The sequence below is a fragment of the Streptomyces sp. NPDC014734 genome (assembly GCF_043083325.1).
Taxonomy (GTDB): domain Bacteria; phylum Actinomycetota; class Actinomycetes; order Streptomycetales; family Streptomycetaceae; genus Streptomyces.
In genome coordinates this window covers 19,164-34,777 of sequence record NZ_JBIBYN010000004.1, presented here as the reverse complement: position 1 = coordinate 34,777, position 15,614 = coordinate 19,164, and the positions used below count along the sequence as shown (strand labels likewise).

At 72.8% G+C, this 15,614-nt stretch carries 14 protein-coding genes; 4 read left to right on the top strand and 10 right to left on the bottom strand.

All coding sequences use genetic code 11. The features are described from left to right. From ACF1CT_RS08865 to ACF1CT_RS08845, 5 genes are read right to left on the bottom strand one after another with little or no spacing between them, the layout of a single operon-like run. Positions 1 to 978: a diiron oxygenase gene (locus ACF1CT_RS08865; RefSeq protein ID WP_391783097.1), complete on the bottom strand. Its 978-nt coding sequence runs from the start codon at positions 976 to 978 to the stop codon at positions 1 to 3. Continuing rightward, positions 975 to 2,264 carry a diaminobutyrate--2-oxoglutarate transaminase gene (gene ectB / locus ACF1CT_RS08860; RefSeq protein WP_391783096.1) on the bottom strand — a complete coding sequence of 430 codons (1,290 nt, stop codon included), beginning with the start codon at positions 2,262 to 2,264 and terminating at the stop codon, positions 975 to 977. Before ectB ends, ACF1CT_RS08865 begins: the two co-directional genes overlap by 4 nt. Next, entirely contained in the window at positions 2,261 to 3,391 is a 1,131-nt protein-coding gene (locus ACF1CT_RS08855) for a 3-methyl-2-oxobutanoate hydroxymethyltransferase (protein ID WP_391783095.1), read from the bottom strand. The genes ectB and ACF1CT_RS08855 overlap by 4 nt, the downstream gene beginning before the upstream one ends. Next, positions 3,388 to 4,560: a pyridoxal phosphate-dependent aminotransferase gene (locus tag ACF1CT_RS08850; RefSeq protein WP_391783094.1), complete on the bottom strand. Its 1,173-nt coding sequence runs from the start codon at positions 4,558 to 4,560 to the stop codon at positions 3,388 to 3,390. Before ACF1CT_RS08850 ends, ACF1CT_RS08855 begins: the two co-directional genes overlap by 4 nt. Then, entirely contained in the window at positions 4,536 to 5,975 is a 1,440-nt protein-coding gene (locus ACF1CT_RS08845) for an LLM class flavin-dependent oxidoreductase (protein ID WP_391783093.1), read from the bottom strand. The genes ACF1CT_RS08850 and ACF1CT_RS08845 overlap by 25 nt, the downstream gene beginning before the upstream one ends. A 195-nt stretch (positions 5,976 to 6,170) precedes the next feature. On the opposite strand from ACF1CT_RS08845, the gene ACF1CT_RS08840 reads away from it, so the two are divergent. The 4 genes from ACF1CT_RS08840 to ACF1CT_RS08825 all read left to right on the top strand — a co-directional run bounded on the left by ACF1CT_RS08840 (position 6,171) and on the right by ACF1CT_RS08825 (position 10,119). Then, the gene (locus ACF1CT_RS08840; RefSeq protein WP_391783092.1) at positions 6,171 to 7,499 is read left to right on the top strand and encodes an acetyl-CoA carboxylase biotin carboxylase subunit family protein; all 1,329 of its coding nucleotides are present in this window, start codon (positions 6,171 to 6,173) and stop codon (positions 7,497 to 7,499) included. After that, complete coding sequence (locus ACF1CT_RS08835) at positions 7,499 to 8,503, top strand: ketopantoate reductase family protein (RefSeq protein ID WP_391783091.1); 1,005 nt, start codon at positions 7,499 to 7,501, stop codon at positions 8,501 to 8,503. The genes ACF1CT_RS08840 and ACF1CT_RS08835 overlap by 1 nt, the downstream gene beginning before the upstream one ends. A 537-nt stretch (positions 8,504 to 9,040) precedes the next feature. After that, positions 9,041 to 9,454 (top strand): sensor histidine kinase, encoded by a 414-nt coding sequence (locus tag ACF1CT_RS08830; RefSeq protein WP_391783090.1) that lies wholly within the window; start codon positions 9,041 to 9,043, stop codon positions 9,452 to 9,454. After that, positions 9,451 to 10,119, top strand: a complete 669-nt coding sequence (locus tag ACF1CT_RS08825; protein WP_391783089.1) for a response regulator — start codon at positions 9,451 to 9,453, stop codon at positions 10,117 to 10,119. The genes ACF1CT_RS08830 and ACF1CT_RS08825 overlap by 4 nt, the downstream gene beginning before the upstream one ends. A 56-nt stretch (positions 10,120 to 10,175) precedes the next feature. On the opposite strand, the gene ACF1CT_RS08820 is transcribed toward ACF1CT_RS08825, so the two are convergent. The 5 genes from ACF1CT_RS08820 to ACF1CT_RS08800 all read right to left on the bottom strand — a co-directional run bounded on the left by ACF1CT_RS08820 (position 10,176) and on the right by ACF1CT_RS08800 (position 15,614). Next, positions 10,176 to 11,429 (bottom strand): ATP-grasp domain-containing protein, encoded by a 1,254-nt coding sequence (locus tag ACF1CT_RS08820; RefSeq protein ID WP_391783088.1) that lies wholly within the window; start codon positions 11,427 to 11,429, stop codon positions 10,176 to 10,178. Between the two features lie 39 nt (positions 11,430 to 11,468). After that, the gene (locus ACF1CT_RS08815) at positions 11,469 to 12,728 is read right to left on the bottom strand and encodes an acetyl-CoA carboxylase biotin carboxylase subunit family protein (protein ID WP_391783087.1); all 1,260 of its coding nucleotides are present in this window, start codon (positions 12,726 to 12,728) and stop codon (positions 11,469 to 11,471) included. Positions 12,729 to 12,732: 4 nt separating this feature from the next. Continuing rightward, complete coding sequence (locus ACF1CT_RS08810) at positions 12,733 to 13,230, bottom strand: flavin reductase family protein (protein WP_391783086.1); 498 nt, start codon at positions 13,228 to 13,230, stop codon at positions 12,733 to 12,735. Further along, positions 13,227 to 14,579 (bottom strand): LLM class flavin-dependent oxidoreductase, encoded by a 1,353-nt coding sequence (locus ACF1CT_RS08805; protein WP_391783085.1) that lies wholly within the window; start codon positions 14,577 to 14,579, stop codon positions 13,227 to 13,229. Before ACF1CT_RS08805 ends, ACF1CT_RS08810 begins: the two co-directional genes overlap by 4 nt. A gap of 75 nt (positions 14,580 to 14,654) precedes the next feature. Further along, positions 14,655 to 15,614: a D-2-hydroxyacid dehydrogenase family protein gene (locus ACF1CT_RS08800; protein ID WP_391783084.1), complete on the bottom strand. Its 960-nt coding sequence runs from the start codon at positions 15,612 to 15,614 to the stop codon at positions 14,655 to 14,657.

The window sequence follows — 15,614 nt, the reverse complement described above, 5'->3', positions numbered from 1 at the left end:
TCAGTCCGTTCCGAAGGCGAAGTCCACGCGGTCCTCCAGCTCCATCTCCCGGACGATCCGCCGGATGCCGGAGAAGTCCCGCACCAGCAGGTCGTCGCCGGCCCGGGCGCGGCAGTCGGCGACGATCTCGTCCGCGCGCCCGATGCCCGCGTGGGCGAGGACGCCGGGCCACACCTCGAAGTCCTGTGCGACGAAGGCGTGCAGCGCCTGGGGCAGGTAGTCCGTGAACGCCCGGCGCTGCTCCTCGTTGAGGTGCGTGTACAGCGCCTTGGCGACCTCGACCATGACGGAGGAGTGGGCCGACTCGTCGCGGGCGTGCAGCCGGGGGACGAGGGAGTGCAGCGGCTGGACGGTCTCGTCGCGGGAGAGCAGTTCCAGATAGGCGTTGACGCTGATCTCGGAGACGGTCGTCCAGACGAGTTTGAGCAGGTCCCGCTCCCACCGCTCGCTCACCCGGGCGTCGGCTTCGAGGAGCCTGCGGTAGGTGACGGTGTGCGGGTGGCGCGGCTCGTCGGCGACCGCCCGTACCTCCCGGGTGCGTTGCATGGCGACCATGTGCATGTACGTGTGCCAGACCTCGTCGACGTGGGTCTGCTGCACGGCCCGCTTGAGCTGGACGCCCTCGGCGCCCGGGAAGACACCGTGCATGATCATCGCGAAGGTGGGGTTGGCGACGTGCTCCTCGGCGGCGATGACACGCTCGTTGTAGACCAGCCAGGCCGTCGTCAGGACCTTCTGGCGCTGCTCGGGGGTGGCGGCCAGGAAGAGCGGGTGGTCGGCGAACGGCAGCAGCCGGACCGGGTAGTCGGGGAGCGACTCGTCGTACTCCTCGGGTTCGGCGATGCGGTCGAGATCGGTGCGGATGGTCGCGCGGCGCGGCCAGGAGTCGGCGATGCGGCGCAGCACCGTCTCGTCGATGTGCCCGGGCTCCCCGTCGGCGCCGTCGGGTCCGTGGGCGTTCTCGTTCAGGACGGTCACTGCCGCTCCCCTTCCGTTGCTGCCGAGCCGATCGCGTCGGCGAGGACGGTGATGCCGCCCCGCAGGCCGTCCTCGTCGATGACGAGGGGCGGCATGATCTTCAGGACCTGGCCGCGCGCGCCGGAGGTCTCGACGAGGAGTCCCCTGTCGAAGGCGGCCCGGGAGACGCGGTCGGCGAGGCCGTCGTCGGTGAAGGCGAGTCCGCGGATCAGTCCGCGGCCGCGCACGGCACAGCCCAGGTCGCCGAAGGTCCGGGCGAGTTCGCCGAGGAGTTCGTCCAGCAGCGCGGCGGTGCGTGCGACGCGGTCGGTGAAGGCGGGGTCGTCCCAGTTCTCCAGGCAGGCGGTGGCGGTGACGAAGGCGAGGTTGTTGCCGCGGAAGGTGCCGCTGTGCTCGCCGGGTCCGAGCAGGTCGTGTTCGGGGCGGACCAGGGTGAGCGCCATGGGCAGGCCGTAGCCGCTGATGGACTTCGACAGGCAGATCAGGTCGGGCACGATGCCCGCTTCCTCGAAGCCGAAGAAGGTGCCGGTTCGGCCGCAGCCGGTCTGGATGTCGTCGACGATCAGCAGGATGTCGCGTTCGCGGGCCGCCGCGGCGAGGCGCCTCAGCCAGTCGGGGCTCGCCGCGGCGAGGCCGCCCTCGCCCTGCACCGCCTCGACGACGAAGGCGGCGGGCCTGTCGATGCCGCTGCCCGGGTCGTCGAGGAGCCGGACGAGGTGGTCGACGGTATCGGTGTCCGGCCCGAAATAGCCGTCGTACGGCATGCGGGTGACGTGGCCGAGCGGGACCCCGGCGGCGCCCCGTTTGAAGGCGGTGGCGGAGGCGGCGAGGGCGCCGAGCGACAGGCCGTGGAAGCCACCGGTGAAGGCGACGATGTCGGTGCGGCCGGTGACCCGGCGGGCGGTCTTGAAGGCGGCCTCGACGGCGTTGGTGCCGGTCGGGCCGGTGAACTGGACACGGTGGTCGAGCCCGCGGGGGGCGAGGACCACCTCGTGGAAGCGGCGCAGGAAGCGGGCCTTGGCCGAGGTGTGCAGGTCCAGGCCGTGTGCGGGACCGTCGGCGAGGATGTAGTCGACGAGCGCGGCCTTCGCCTCGGGCGGGTTGTGGCCGTAGTTCAGCGCGCCCGCGCCGGAGAGGAAGTCGGTGTACGCGCGGCCCTGTTCGTCCCACATGCGGTGGCCCGAGGCGCGGGTGAAGACGGCGGGGAAACGACGGCAGTAGGTCCGCACCGCCGATTCGAGCGCGTCGAAGACGGCGGTGCCGGACGTCGGTTCGGTGACGGTCAAGACACGCTCCAGGGATCGGTGTCGGTGATGCGCGCGGCCTGGCGGGCGTCGAGCGCGGTGCGCGGGGAGAGCGGGAACCATCCCGCGAGGGTGAGCCGGATCAGTTCGCGCATCCGGTCCGCGATGAGGGCGGGGGTGTACGCCTCGGGCACGTCGGCGGCGTCGATGGTGGGGGTCGGCGGGAAGTAGCGGCCCGGTTTGGCGGGGCGCACCACGGCGTCCCACAGGTTGAGGCTCTGTCCGCCGAGGCGGGCCCGGCCGCTGAACACCGAGTAGACGGGCAGGCCGGCCGGATGGGGACGGCTCAGTGCCTGGTTGACCGGTTCGCTCACCATCTCCACGATCAGGCCGCAGGCCCCCGCGTCGCGGGCGCGGCGGGCGCGGGCGAACAGCTCCAGCGCGTCGTCCTCGGCGTCCCCGTGCCGGCCCAGGCCGGTGAGCTGGGGCGTGTAGCCGATGTGGGCGAGGGTGGGCAGGCCGGTGGCGGCGACCGCCTCCACACAGCGCAGTTCGTCCTCGCCGGCCACCTCGATCTTGACCGCGTCGGCACCGGCCCCGGCGAACCGGGCGGTGGCCTCCCGGGCGGTGGCGGGCGCGGCGGTGGCACCGTCGGGCAGGTCGGCGAGCAGGAACGGGACCCGGGGCGCGGCGAACTCCCGGTCGGTCGCGCGGCGGACCTCGTCGACGAGGCCGACCAGGGTGGACAGTGCCCAGTCGCGTTCGGCGGGGCCGGACAGGACGGTGCTGGGGCGGCCGAGGTGGGTCATGAAGTAGGAGTCGCCGACCATCACGCATTCGACGGGGCTGTCGACCAGGTCGGGGGCGCGCAACGCCTCGGCGAGCCCCTCGATCTCGTAGCCGCGGTAGGCGTTGATCTTCAGGCCGAGCTGGGCCGGTGACTCGTGGCGCCGCAGGTACGGCGCGAGGGCGCCGGCCGGCGGCGGCGCGGTGGCGAGCCGGGGGACCATGGGGGTGGAGCGGCGGGCGGCGTCCTGCGGCTTCGGATCCGAGGCGGAGGAGGGAGCGAGGGCGGAGTCATCGCGACCGACGACAACCCGGGTGGCGGAGTCGCAGGGCGTCGCGAGCCCGCCCTCTCTTGCTCCCCGGCTCGTAAGTTCGGCACTCATGCGGCGCCCTCCCCGTAGACCTTGTTGATGCGGTGGACCGCGTCGCACACCGTCTGCGGCGGCGCGGCGGTGAAGCACAGGCGGGCCCAGGTGTCGCAGTGCGCGCCGAAGACCCTGCCGGGGGCGAGTCCGACGCCCTCCTCGGCGCAGCGGCGGACGAATGCCTCGCCGTCGCCGTGCGCCCGCAGGTCGAGGAAGGTGTAGAGGCCGCCGGTGACGGGGGTGTGCGGGATCTCCAGGGCGCCGGTGGCGAGGCGGCCCGCCTCCGCGGCGAGCCGGCGGCGGTCGGCGAGCTCGGCCGCCGGGGTGGCCAGGGCCTCGTACGCGGCGAACTGGGCGGCCGTGGAGACGGAGTACAGGGTGTGCAGCGACCACTTGGTGAGGATCTCGGTGCAGCCGGGCGGGGAGACGAGATGGCCGACGCGGGCGCCGGGCATCGCGTACGTCTTGCTGCACGAGTGCACGGAGAAGGTGCGCGCGTCGGCGCCGCCGACGGTGGCCGGTTCGAGGAAGCCGTCGGGCGAGAAGTCGTAGTTCTCGTAGGCGTTGTCGGCGATCAGCCACAGGTCGTGCCGCTCGGCGAGGTCGGTGAGACGGGCCAGCTCGTTCGCGTCGAGTCGGTAACCGGTGGGGTTGTTGGGGTTGTTGAAGTAGATGGCGCGGGTGCGGGGGCCGACGGCGGCCTCGACGGCGGCGACGAGGTCGAAGCCGGGGGCCGTGTCCGGGTCGGAGAGTTCCAGGAACACCGGGACCTCGCGGGGCACCCCGCCCGCCGCGTGGACCAGGCCGGTGGCGAAGAGCCACTGCGGGGAGAGGATCAGCACGTCGTCCCCGGGCCGCAGGATCGCGTGCAGCACGACGGCGATGGCGTGGGTGGCCCCGGCGGTGACCAGGATCCGGTCCGGGTCGACGGGGGTGCCGCGGCGCTCCCCCGCCGTGTCGGCGAGGCGCTCGCGGAGCGCGGGGACGCCTACGGGCGGCGCGTGCTCGTGCGGTGCGATGCCGAACTCGGCGCGTTGCCAGGTCCGGGGCTCCGCGCACGGCGGGAACACGGTCTTCCCCTGGTGCAGACCGATCGGCGCCCCGTGCCCGTGGGCCCTGAGCAGCCGCTCGACCGCGACCAGCGGTGAGGGGGGTATCTCGGTCAGCGGACGGCTGAGGGACGGCATGTCGATGTCTCCTGGTCGGCGGTGGCCGGTGTGACGGCGGTCGCGCTGTCCCCGGGCGGTGCGTTCTCCGGGCGGGCCGCCGCGCCCCGGGGCGGGCGGGGCAGGCCGAGGTTCTCGCGGAGGGTGGTGCCCTCGTACGCGGTGCGGAACAGCCCGCGCCGCTGGAGTTCGGGCACCACCAGGCCGACGAAGTCGTCGAGGCCGTCGGGCAGGACCGCGGGCATGATGTTGAAGCCGTCGGCGGCGCCGGTGGTGAACCACTCCTCCAGCTCGTCGGCGAGGGTCTCGGGCGTGCCGATGACGATGCGGTGGCCGCGTCCGCCGGACACCGACCGGTACAGCTCGCGGATGGTCAGGCCCTCGCGGCGGGCCTTCTCGTACACGAGCTGCTGCCGGCTGACCGAGCCCTCGGTGCGGGGCAGTTCGGGCAGCGGCCCGTCCACCGGGTGGCCGGAGATGTCGGCGTCGCCGAGGAGGAGTTTCAGCAGCCCGAGGCCGACGACCGGGTCGACGAGTTCCTGGAGGACGGCGTACTTGTCCTCGGCCTCCGCCCGGGTCCGGCCGACCACGGGGAAGATCCCGGGCAGCACCTTGACCAGGTCGGGGTCGCGGCCGTGCTCGGCGACCTGTTCCTTGATGCCCCGGTAGAACGTCCGCGCCTGGCCGATGTCCTGTGCGGCGGTGAAGACGACCTCGGCCCAGCGGGCGGCGAAGTCCTGCCCGTCGGGTGAGGCGCCGGCCTGCACGATCACCGGGTAGCCCTGCGGCGGACGGGCCACGTTCAGCGGACCGCGCACCCGGAAGTGCTCACCCTCGTGCCCCAGGATGTGCAGCTTCTCCGGATCGAAGAACCGCCCCGACTCCTTGTCGTAGAGGAAGGCGTCGTCCTCCCAGCTGTCCCACAGCCCCGTCACCACCTCCATGAACTCCCGCGCCCGGCGATACCGCGACGCGTGATCCGCCTGCCGGTCCAGATTGAAGTTCCGCGCCTCCGCGTCGGTGACGGAGGTGACGACGTTCCACCCCGCACGCCCCGCGCTCAGGTGATCCAGCGACGCGAACTTCCGCGCCAGGTTGAACGGCTCGTTGTACGACGTCGACGCCGTCGCCGCCAGCCCGATGTGCGTCGTGTGCACCGCCAGCGCCGACAACAGCGTCAACGGCTCGAACTGCACGAGGCGGCCCTGGCGGCTCAGCTCGTCGGTGTCCCGGAACGGGATGCGGATGCCGACCCCGTCGGAGAGGAACACCATGTCGAACAGGCCGCGCTCGGCGGTCCGCACGAGGTCCCGGTAGTGCCCGAAGTCAAGTCCGCCGTCGGCGTGGGCGTGCGGATGGCGCCACGAGGCCACGTGGTAGCCCGGCGCGACCAGAAACGCTCCAAGACGGAGTGTCCGGTGCGGTGTCCGCGTCATTGCGATTCCCCCTTGCGTACGCGATCCGGAGGGGACGGTAGTCAAGGGAACGTGCGGGGCCACGCTTATGGGCACAACGAGGTTTCCCATCGAAAATCCCGTTGTACCCATTGCGCCGAAGTCTTTCCCAAAACCCCCGGGAATCGGCCCGGTCGATCTACTCTGCACGCGGCCCGCGAAACCGGAGGCAGACCCATGGACAAGGCGACTCCCGCACACCCCGGCCACATTGCGGGCACGGCGGCCACGAGAGCCCCGGCGGACGGCGACGACGTCCTGGTCCTCGTCGACAGCGACTACGCCGACACCCCGTACGACCTCTGGTCCGCCGAGGCCGGGGTCCGGCCGTCCCTGCTCGTGTCCGCCCACCGGTACCCGCAGTACCGCCATGTGCCCGGCGCCCGCCCGTTCACCGGGTACGGCACCGACGGCGAGGTCGAACGGGCAGCGCTCGCCGGGGCGCCGACGACGGTGGTGGCCCGTGCGGAGGCGGACGTGCTGCGCGCGGCCCGGCTGCGCGAGGTGCTGGGCGTGCCGGGGCAGGACTTCGCCAGCGCGCTCGCCTTCCGGGACAAGGTGCTGATGAAGTCGCTGCTGCGCGAACGGGGCGTGGCGGTACCGGAGTTCGCGCCCGTGCGGATCCCGCTCGATCTGCTGGCGTTCGTGCGCGAGCACCCCTACCCGGTGGTGGTGAAACCGGCGTTCGGCTCCGGGTCCACCGGGACGCGGGTGCTGCGCGACGACGCGGACCTGGCCGCGCTGCTGGCCGCCGGACTGCCCGAGCACCCGCAGGTGGAACGGTTCGTCGAGGGCGCCATGTACGTCGTGGACGGGCTCGTCGTGGCGGGCGAGCCGCGCGCCGTCTTCGTCTCCCGCTATCTCAACGACTGCCTGTCCTACCGGGAGGGCGCGCACCTGGGCGCGGTGCAGCTGACCCGGGACGACCCCCTGGTGGACCGGCTCGCCGCCTACGCCCGGCACGTCCTGGGCGTGCTGCCGACACCGCGGTGCACCGCCTTCCACCTGGAGGTGTTCCGCACGCCGGAGGACGAACTCGTGCTGTGCGAGGTCGCCAGCCGCACGGGCGGCGCCCTGACCACCGCGGCGGTGCGCGCCGCCACCGGGTTCGATCTCGACCGGGAGTGGTTCCTGGCCCAGGTGCGGGGCTCCGCGCACCCGGTGCGGGAGGTGACCGGGGCGGCCCCGGGACGTTCGGCGGCCTGGGCGGTCTTCTACCCGGAGTCCGGCACACTTGAGGAACTTCCTTCCGGCGCGCCCCCGTTCGTCGTCGAGCAACGGGTGCGTGGCACGGTGGGCGGACAGTACGAGGGCGGCGAGAAGTCCGGGGTGTACCTGGCCGGTTACGTCGTGACGGGCGAGGACGCCGACGAGGCCGGGCGGCGCGTGGGCGAACTCGCCGAGTGGTACGCGGCCTCGGTCCGGTGGTCGGGTGATCCCGGAACCGGCCCCGGGGCCGGTCTTCGAGGCATCGGCGGACCGCCGGGAAAGAACGAGGAACAGTGATGCGCTACATCGTCGTAGGGGCCGGCGCGGTCGGCGGTGCGATCGGCGGGCGGCTCCACGAGGGCGGCCGTGACGTCGTGCTGGTGGCACGCGGCGCCCACGGCAGGGCCCTGCGCGAGGACGGCCTGCGGTTCACCACGCACGAGGGCACCCGGACCCTGCGGCTCCCGGTGGCCGAGGGGCCCGAGGAGGTCGAACTGCGCCCGGACGACGTCCTGGTGGTGGCCGTCAAGACACAGCACACGGCGGCGGCGCTGGCCCCGTGGGCGGGGCGTCCGGTCGAGGGCGGCGGCACGGCCGGCGAGTCGTTGCCCCTGGTCTGCGCGCAGAACGGGGTGGAGAACGAACGACTGGCCCTGCGGCTGTTCCGCCGGGTGTACGGCATGTGCGTGGTCCTGCCCGCCTCCTTCCTGCGTCCCGGCGCGGTCACGGCGGCCTGCGGCCCGTACACCGGGGTGCTGGTCCTCGGCCGCTACCCGTCCGGCACCGACGACACCGCCCACCGCATCGCGGCCGATCTGGAGGATTCGGCGTTCCGCGCACCGGTCGTGGCGGACGTGATGCGTTTCAAGTACGCCAAACTGCTGGGGAACCTCAACCAGACCGTCGAGGCGCTGTGCGGTCCGGTTGCGGCCGGGACCCCCGCCGCGGAGCTGGCCGCGCGGGCGCGGGCCGAGGGGGCGGCGGTGCTGGAGGCGGCCCGGATCGACCACGTCGGCGCGGCCGAGCTGGCGGCGCTGCGGGAGGGCGCCGTGGAGGCACGGCCGTCGCAGGACGGCGAACGCGCGCTGGGTTCGGCCTGGCAGAGCCTGGCACGCGACGCGGGTTCCATCGAAGCCGCCTACCTCAACGGGGAGTTCGTGCTGCTGGGCCGGGTGCACGGGGTGCCCGTGCCGGTCAACGAGACGTTGCTGCGGCTGTCCGAGGCGGCGGCGGCCCGGGGTCTCGCGCCGGGGGGAACCGCGGCGACGGACGTCCTCGCCCTGGTCGACGGCGCCGTGTAAGGGACAGCTCGCCGGTGCCGGGAGCGGCACCGGCGCCGGCGGCCCGCCGATATCGCATCTGTGACGCGACGGTCACGGAGTATGACCGTGATTCCCCCGAAAGCTCCCCCAGGCAAAGTCCGCGCAAAGAATCTCTTTACCCGAGCGTGATTGCCGCCGCGCCGCCCATCGGAATCAATGAATTTCGGGCGGCACCGAGCGGCCACTCCCCGGCGAGGTCACACGGTCAACCACCGTGCCACGCCTGCCTGATGAGTGTTGCGTGGGTTTCGGCCGCACTGGCCGATATCCGCGCATCGGATTGACCGGAGCGGGGGTTTCATGTCCGGACGCGCGCCTGCGTTCTGCACGCCGGCACGAAGACGGGAAAACATACGCACACACGAACAGCGCAACGCGCTGCACTTGCTCGTCGGCCTGCTGGAAATGGCCGGACAGGGCAGAACGACCACGACGGAGCGCATATCCGAATCGCCCGTACGAACCCTGTTGGTCGGCAAGACCGTGGCTGCCGCGCGATGCGGGATCCGCTTGTCGGTGAGCGAGGATTCGTCCTCGCACCGGTACCGGGACCGGTCGATCGAACTGGTCAGCATCGCGGGGAACCTTGTCGACAACGCCGTGGACGCGCTCCTGGCACACCGGCCGGCGTCTCCGGACGGGCCCCGGATCGAGGTGGACCTGCGCGAGCGGGCCGGCCTCACCGAGCTGCGCGTCTCGGACAACGGGCCCGGGGTGCCCCCGGAGCTGCGGCGCTGGATCTTCACCGACGGCGCCTCCACCAAGCAGCACCGGGACGGCCGGCCCCGCGGGCTGGGGCTGGCCCTCGTCGCCGGTCTGGTGTCGGACCGCGGCGGCACCGTCATGGTGGACGGGCGCGAGGGCGGCGGGGCGGTGTTCACCGTCCGGATGCCCCCGGCGGTGCCCGTCGGCGATCGGGGGGCGCCGTGATCGACGTTCTCGTGGTCGACGACGACTTCCACGTCGCCGAGATCAACGCGCACTACGTCTCCCGCGTCCCCGGTTTCCGGGTGGCGGGGCGGGCCCATGACGCCGCCTCGGCCTTCGCCGCCGTGCAGTGCGGAGGCGTCGACCTGCTGCTCCTCGATCACTACCTGCCGGACGAGAGCGGACTGTCGCTCACCCGACGGCTGCGCCGGGAGGGCCCGGACGTCGACGTGATCATGGTGACGGCGGACAACCGGCCCGCCTCCGTGCAGGAGGCGCTGCGGGCCGGGGTGCTCCAGTACGTGGTCAAACCGTTCACGTTCGACGGGCTGCGCGGAAAACTGGAGGCGTACGCGCAACTGCACGGGACCCTCGGGGACGCCGCGCTGGACCAGGACAGGATCGACCGGGTCATGGGCACCCTGCGCGCCTCGGCCACCGCCGGTCCGATGCCCAAGGGGTACACGGAGCGGACGGCCCGGCTGATCCGGCAGATCGTGTCGCGGGCCGGCGGGCCGGTGTCCGCACACGAGGTGTCCACGCAGGCAGGGGTCAGCCGGTCCACGGCCCAGCGGTACCTCAAGTACCTGGAGGAACAGGGGCGGTTGCACCTCACCCTGAAGTACGGCGACAGCGGACGGCCCGAGCACCACTACTCCGCGTCCTGACGGTGCCGCCCGCCATCCGACGTGGCGGGCGACACCCGGGGCGGGTGGTCCGGTGGTCACACCGCCGATCCGCCCACGTCGCGCACCCGGAGCTGGAACTCCAGGTGCGCGACGGCCTCGCGGGCCGCGGCGACCGCCTCCTCGGCACATCCGCCGAGGGCACGCGCGTACGCCACCCGTGAGTCCGAGGAGGTGAGCCCACCGACCTCGGCGCCCGCACGGGCGCTCACCCGGGCCTCGGTCACTCCCGGCACGGCGCGCGCCTCCGCCAGCCCGGTGACCTCCCCCAGCAGCCCGCGGGCGCCGAGCACCGCGAACCAGATCGCCGAGGCGCGCGGCTCCCGGGGTGCCGCGAGCGCGGCCCGCACGTCCGGCAGCACCCGCTCCCCCAGCGTCTGCCGCAGCGCGCACGCGTCGAGGTCCACCCCGGTGGCGTCCAGCGTGAGGGCCGGGATCTCGTCACCGCCCATCCGCACGTGCGTCTCGATCACCCGCGGCCCCGCCGGGCCCAGCACCACCTCGGTGTGGGTGACGCCGAAGGTCACGCCGAGCGCGTCCAGGACACCGGCGACGCAGGTGTGGATCTCCTGCCGCCGTTCCCCGGGCAGTTCGGCGGGCGAGACGTGGCCGAGCTCGACGAAGGTCGCCGGGTCGGAGTACTTGGCGGTGATCGCGACCACCTGGTGCTCGCCCCGCTCGGAGACCGCCTCGACACTGAACTGGGGGCCCTCGATGAACTCCTCCACCAGCACACCCGGGTTGACCAGCCCGAGGTAGCTGCCGCCGGCCCGGTCGAAGACGCCGGCGAGGTCGCTGTCGGCGGTCACCCGGGCCACCCCGGCACTGCCCGCCCCCGAGACCGGTTTGACCACGCAGGTCCCGTGCTCGCGGACGAACGCCCGCAGGGCGTCGGCATCGGCGACCCGGGCGTGCGCGGTGGTGTCGAGGCCGGCTTCGGCGAGCCGGTCGCGCATGGCCTGCTTGTCGTGGACCAGGGACACCGTCCTCACACTGTGGCAGGCAAGCCCGAGGGCCTCGCCGATCGCGGCGTAGCGGTCCTGGTCCCGTTCGCCGAAGGTCGCGATCCGGGTGAAGGGGTGCCGGGCGTGCGCGGCGGCGGCCAGCGCGATCCACTCCTCGTCGGGGGCGTCGCCGCGCACCCCGATCACCCGGGCGTTGCCCGCCGGTTCCCGGACCTTGTACAGGTAGTCCAGGTGGACGATCACCGAGGTCTCGGTGCCGGGTCGGGCGGCGCGCAGCCGGGCGGGGAAGTCGCGGCCGGTCCCGACGACGAGTACGTGCTCAGGCATGACAGCTCTTTTCGGTTCTGCTCGGTGCGTTCCGGTGGGTCATCGGGGCGGTTCCGCGTCGGTGGGAACCCAGTCGGCGGCGGCGGACCACCACTGGGCGATCTCCTCCTGGTACGCGTGCACCCGTGCCGCGGTGTCCGCGGTGACCAGGGCGTCGGCGGCGGACTGCGTGAGGTGCTCCACGCCGCGCCCCACGGCCCCCGGGGCCAGCCGCACGGTGAAGTCCGCCACGGTCACCGGGCACGGCTTCGTGGGCGGCACGAAGACGCCGCGGCCCGGGGGCAGGATGATCCAGCCGCAGACGCCCTCGGGCGGCGGCGGCTGCTCGGTCAGGGCGAGCGGGCTGCCGCACTGGGCCCGCAGCCCCTCCCTGGCCAGGTGCACGCCGAAGGCCCGCTCGTACGCCTCCGCGATCAGCGCGCCGCCCGCCCGGCTGGCGATCTCGCACAGCACCGGCTCGCCGTCGGCCCCGGTCCACGCCTCCAGGTGGAAGGCGAGCGGGACCGAGGAGCCCGGCAGGGCGGCGAGCACCTCGTGCGTCAGCCGGGTCAGCGTCCCGAAACGCGGGTCGTCGGGGGCGAGCATGATGCCGCTCAGGTGCGAGTGGTCCTGCAGCCGCCCGGCGAGCCCCTCCGTGCCGTACCGGGACGGCCAGCAGTGCACGGCCCTGCCGTCCCGCATGATGCCGTCCACGTGGAAGAAGTCGCCGTGGACGAAGCTCTCCACCATCCACTGCCCGGGCAGGTAGGGCACGTCGGAGGCGTTCTGCCGGTCCAGGAAGTCGGTGACGTCCCGCGGGCCGCGCAGCACCGAGACGCCCTCCGAGCCCGCTCCGAAACGGGGTTTGACGACGGCCGGGAAGCCCACCGCGTCGAGGAAGTCGAGCAGGTCCGCCGGGGAGTCGACCGCGGTGAACTCCGGGACCCGGATCCCTGCCTCGCGGGCGATCCGCTTCATGACGACCTTGTCGCGGTAGGCGGTGGCGGAGGCGGGGTGCTGGCCGGACAGCCCGAGCCGGGCGCGCAGCCGGGCGGCCCGCAGGACGTCGTTCTCGCTGCTGCTGGCGACCAGGTCCACGCCGTGGGCGCGCGCCGTCTCCTCCGCGATCGCCTCGGTGGCCCAGGAGTGGTAGTCGGGCACCAGGCGGTGCATCGGGAAGTGCTCGGCGAGGATGTCCTCGGCCCCGCGGACGGCCTTCGGCGTGGTGATCAGGACGACCCGGTCGGCGGTGTCGTCGAGCCACTCGTGCAGGGGGCGCTGGAGGAGCGGCTGACGGGAGAACAGCAGGACTTTCGGCATGGGTTCAGATCCTTGACACGGTGGAGGAGGTCACGGGCCACAGCCGTCCGTGGAGGTGCACGAGGCTTTCCCCGGGCTCCCCCTCGCGCACGTCCTCGACGGAGGCCACCACCAGGTGGTGGTCGCCGGTCCTCGACCGGTGCTGCCGGGCGCACACCAGCCAGCCCAGGCAGTCGTCGAGCAGCGGCACCCCGTGCGCGCCCCGGTGCCAGCCGGTGGGCGGGGCGAACCGGTCGGCACCGGGCGTCGCGAACCGCTGGGCGAGTTCCGCCTGGTGCGCCCCCAGCAGCTGGATGCCGAACCACTCCGCGTCCTGGACCTGGGCCCAGGTGCTGGAGGAGTCGGCGAGCGCGAAGGAGACCAGGGCCGGGTGGGCGCTGAGCGAGGTGAACGACGTGATGGTCGCGCCGGCGGGCCCGGCCGGGCCCTGGGCGGTGAGGACCGCGATCCCGGAGGGGTGGGGGCGCAGCACCGCGCGCAGGGCCGTCGCCTCGACGGTCATGTGGCGGCCCTCCCGGCGGAGCGGAACGCCGGCCGGTGCAGGCCGAGGTTCTCGCGGAGGGTGGTGCCCTCGTACGCGGTGCGCATCAGCCCGCGCCGCTGGAGTTCGGGCACCAGGAGATCGACGACGGCGTCGAGGCCGTCGGGAAGGTAGTCGGGCATGATGTTGAAGCCGTCGGCTGCCTCGTTCACGAACCAGTCCTCCAGCTCGTCGGCTATGGTCTCCGGCGTGCCGAGCAGGAAGCGGTGGCCGCGCCCGGCCGCCACGGACAGGTACAGCTCGCGAATGGTCAGGCCCTCGCGGCGGGCCTTCTCGTAGAGGAGCTGCTGCTTGCTGGTGGAGCCCTCGGTGGGCGGGAGTTCGGGCAGCGGCCCGTCGAGCGGGTATCCGGAGATGTCGACCATGCCGAGCTGGTACGACAGCATGCCGAGGCCGACGACCGGGTCGACGAGGTCCTGGAGGGTGGCGTACTTGTCCTCGGCCTCCGCCCGGGTCCGGCCCACGACGATGAACGCGCCGGGCAGGATCTTCACCTGGTCGGGGTCGCGGCCGTGGTCGGCGACCTGCTTCTTCAACCCGCGGTAGTAGTTCTGCGCGCCGTCCAGGGTCTGCTGGACGGTGAAGACGACCTCGGCCCAGCGGGCGGCGAAGTCCTGCCCGTCGGGCGACGATCCGGCCTGCACGATCACCGGGTAGCCCTGCGGCGGACGGGCCACGTTCAGCGGACCGCGCACCCGGAAGTGCTCACCCTCGTGCCCCAGGATGTGCAGCTTCTCCGGATCGAAGAACCGCCCCGATTCCTTGTCGTACAGGAACGCGTCGTCCTCCCAGCTGTCCCACAGCCCCGTCACCACCTCCATGAACTCCCGCGCCCGGCGATACCGCGACGCGTGATCCGCCTGCCGGTCCAGATTGAAGTTCCGCGCCTCCGCGTCGGTGGCCGAGGTGACGACGTTCCACCCCGCACGCCCCGCGCTCAGGTGATCCAGCGACGCGAACTTCCGCGCCAGGTTGAACGGCTCGTTGTACGACGTCGACGCCGTCGACGCCAGCCCGATGTGCGTCGTGTGCACCGCCAGCGCCGACAACAGCGTCAGCGGCTCGAAGTGGACCATGCGGCCCTGGCGGCTGAGTTCGTCGGCGTCCCGGTACTTGGTGCGCACCCCGGCTCCGTCGGAGAGGAACACCATGTCGAACAGACCGCGTTCGGCGGTCCGCACGAGCGAGCGGTAGTAGTCGAAGTCGAGTCCGCCGTCGGGCCGGGCGTTGGGGTGCCGCCAGGCGGCTACGTGGTGGCCCGGCGCGGGCAGGAAGGCGCCGAGCTTCATCGTGCGGCGTTGCGAGCTCACGTGGATCTCCAAGGGGCGGGGGAACGGACTTCGAGGGACCGCCGCGGCCGGCCGTCGGCCGGCCGCGGCATCCGGTCAGCCGAGGCGGCGTACCGGTTCGCCCGCCAGGAACGCCTGGATGTCCTCCACGGCGTGGCCGTAGTACGTCGCGTAGTTGTGCTGCGAGACGTAGCCGAGGTGCGGGGTGGCGAGCAGGCGGGGGGCGGTGCGCATCGGGTGGTCGGCGGGGAGCGGTTCGACGTCGAAGACGTCCACTCCGGCGCCGGCGATGCGGCCTTCGTGCAGGGCGGCGAGCAGCGCGTCCTGGTCGACGATGGCGGCCCGCGACGTGTTGATCAGGTAGGCGGTGGGCTTGAGCAGGGCGATCTCGTCCGCGCCGAGCAGGCCGCGGGTGCGGTCGCCGAGCGCGAGGTGGATGGAGACGAAGTCGCTGCTCTCCAGCAGCGCCTCCTTGTTCGCGGCGAGTTCGACGCCGAATTCGTCGGCGCGTTCCTTGGTGAGGTTCTGGCTCCAGGCGACGACCTCCATCCCGAAAGCGAGTCCCACCTGTGCGACCCGGCTTCCGATCTTGCCGAGGCCGAGCAGCCCGAGGCGGCGGCCGTGCAGGTCGGCGCCGACGGTGGACTGCCAGGGGCCGCCCTCGCGCAGCGCGTTGTTCTCGGTCACCAGGCCGCGGGCGAGTCCGAGCAGGAGCGCCCAGGTCAGCTCCAGCGGCGGGGTGGAGGAGCTCGCCGTGCCGCAGACCGTCACGCCGTTGCGTTCCGCGGCGGCGAAGTCGATCACCGAGTTGCGCATGCCGGAGGCGACGAGCAGCTTCAGCCGCGGCAGGCGGTCCAGCAGCGAGGCCGGGAACGGCACCCGTTCGCGCAGGGTGACGACGATGTCGAAGTCGGCGAGGGACAAGGCGAGTTCGCCCTCGTCGACGAGGTGTTCACGGAAGGTGACGACCTCGACCCGGTCCTGGAGCGGCGTCCAGTCGGCGGATCGCAGCGCGGCGTCCTGGAAGTCGTCGAGCACGGCACAGCGCAGTCGCAT

What these genes read in the sequence shown, in the direction of transcription:
- ACF1CT_RS08855 (WP_391783095.1), bottom strand. Translation starts at nt 3,391, where the DNA reads ATGAGTGCCGAACTTACGAGCCGGGGAGCAAGAGAGGGCGGGCTCGCG.
- ACF1CT_RS08850 (WP_391783094.1), bottom strand. Translation starts at nt 4,560, where the DNA reads ATGCCGTCCCTCAGCCGTCCGCTGACCGAGATACCCCCCTCACCGCTG.
- ACF1CT_RS08845 (WP_391783093.1), bottom strand. Translation starts at nt 5,975, where the DNA reads ATGACGCGGACACCGCACCGGACACTCCGTCTTGGAGCGTTTCTGGTC.
- ACF1CT_RS08840 (WP_391783092.1), top strand. Translation starts at nt 6,171, where the DNA reads ATGGACAAGGCGACTCCCGCACACCCCGGCCACATTGCGGGCACGGCG.
- ACF1CT_RS08835 (WP_391783091.1), top strand. Translation starts at nt 7,499, where the DNA reads ATGCGCTACATCGTCGTAGGGGCCGGCGCGGTCGGCGGTGCGATCGGC.
- ACF1CT_RS08820 (WP_391783088.1), bottom strand. Translation starts at nt 11,429, where the DNA reads ATGCCTGAGCACGTACTCGTCGTCGGGACCGGCCGCGACTTCCCCGCC.
- ACF1CT_RS08815 (WP_391783087.1), bottom strand. Translation starts at nt 12,728, where the DNA reads ATGCCGAAAGTCCTGCTGTTCTCCCGTCAGCCGCTCCTCCAGCGCCCC.
- ACF1CT_RS08810 (WP_391783086.1), bottom strand. Translation starts at nt 13,230, where the DNA reads ATGACCGTCGAGGCGACGGCCCTGCGCGCGGTGCTGCGCCCCCACCCC.
- ACF1CT_RS08800 (WP_391783084.1), bottom strand. Translation starts at nt 15,614, where the DNA reads ATGCGACTGCGCTGTGCCGTGCTCGACGACTTCCAGGACGCCGCGCTG.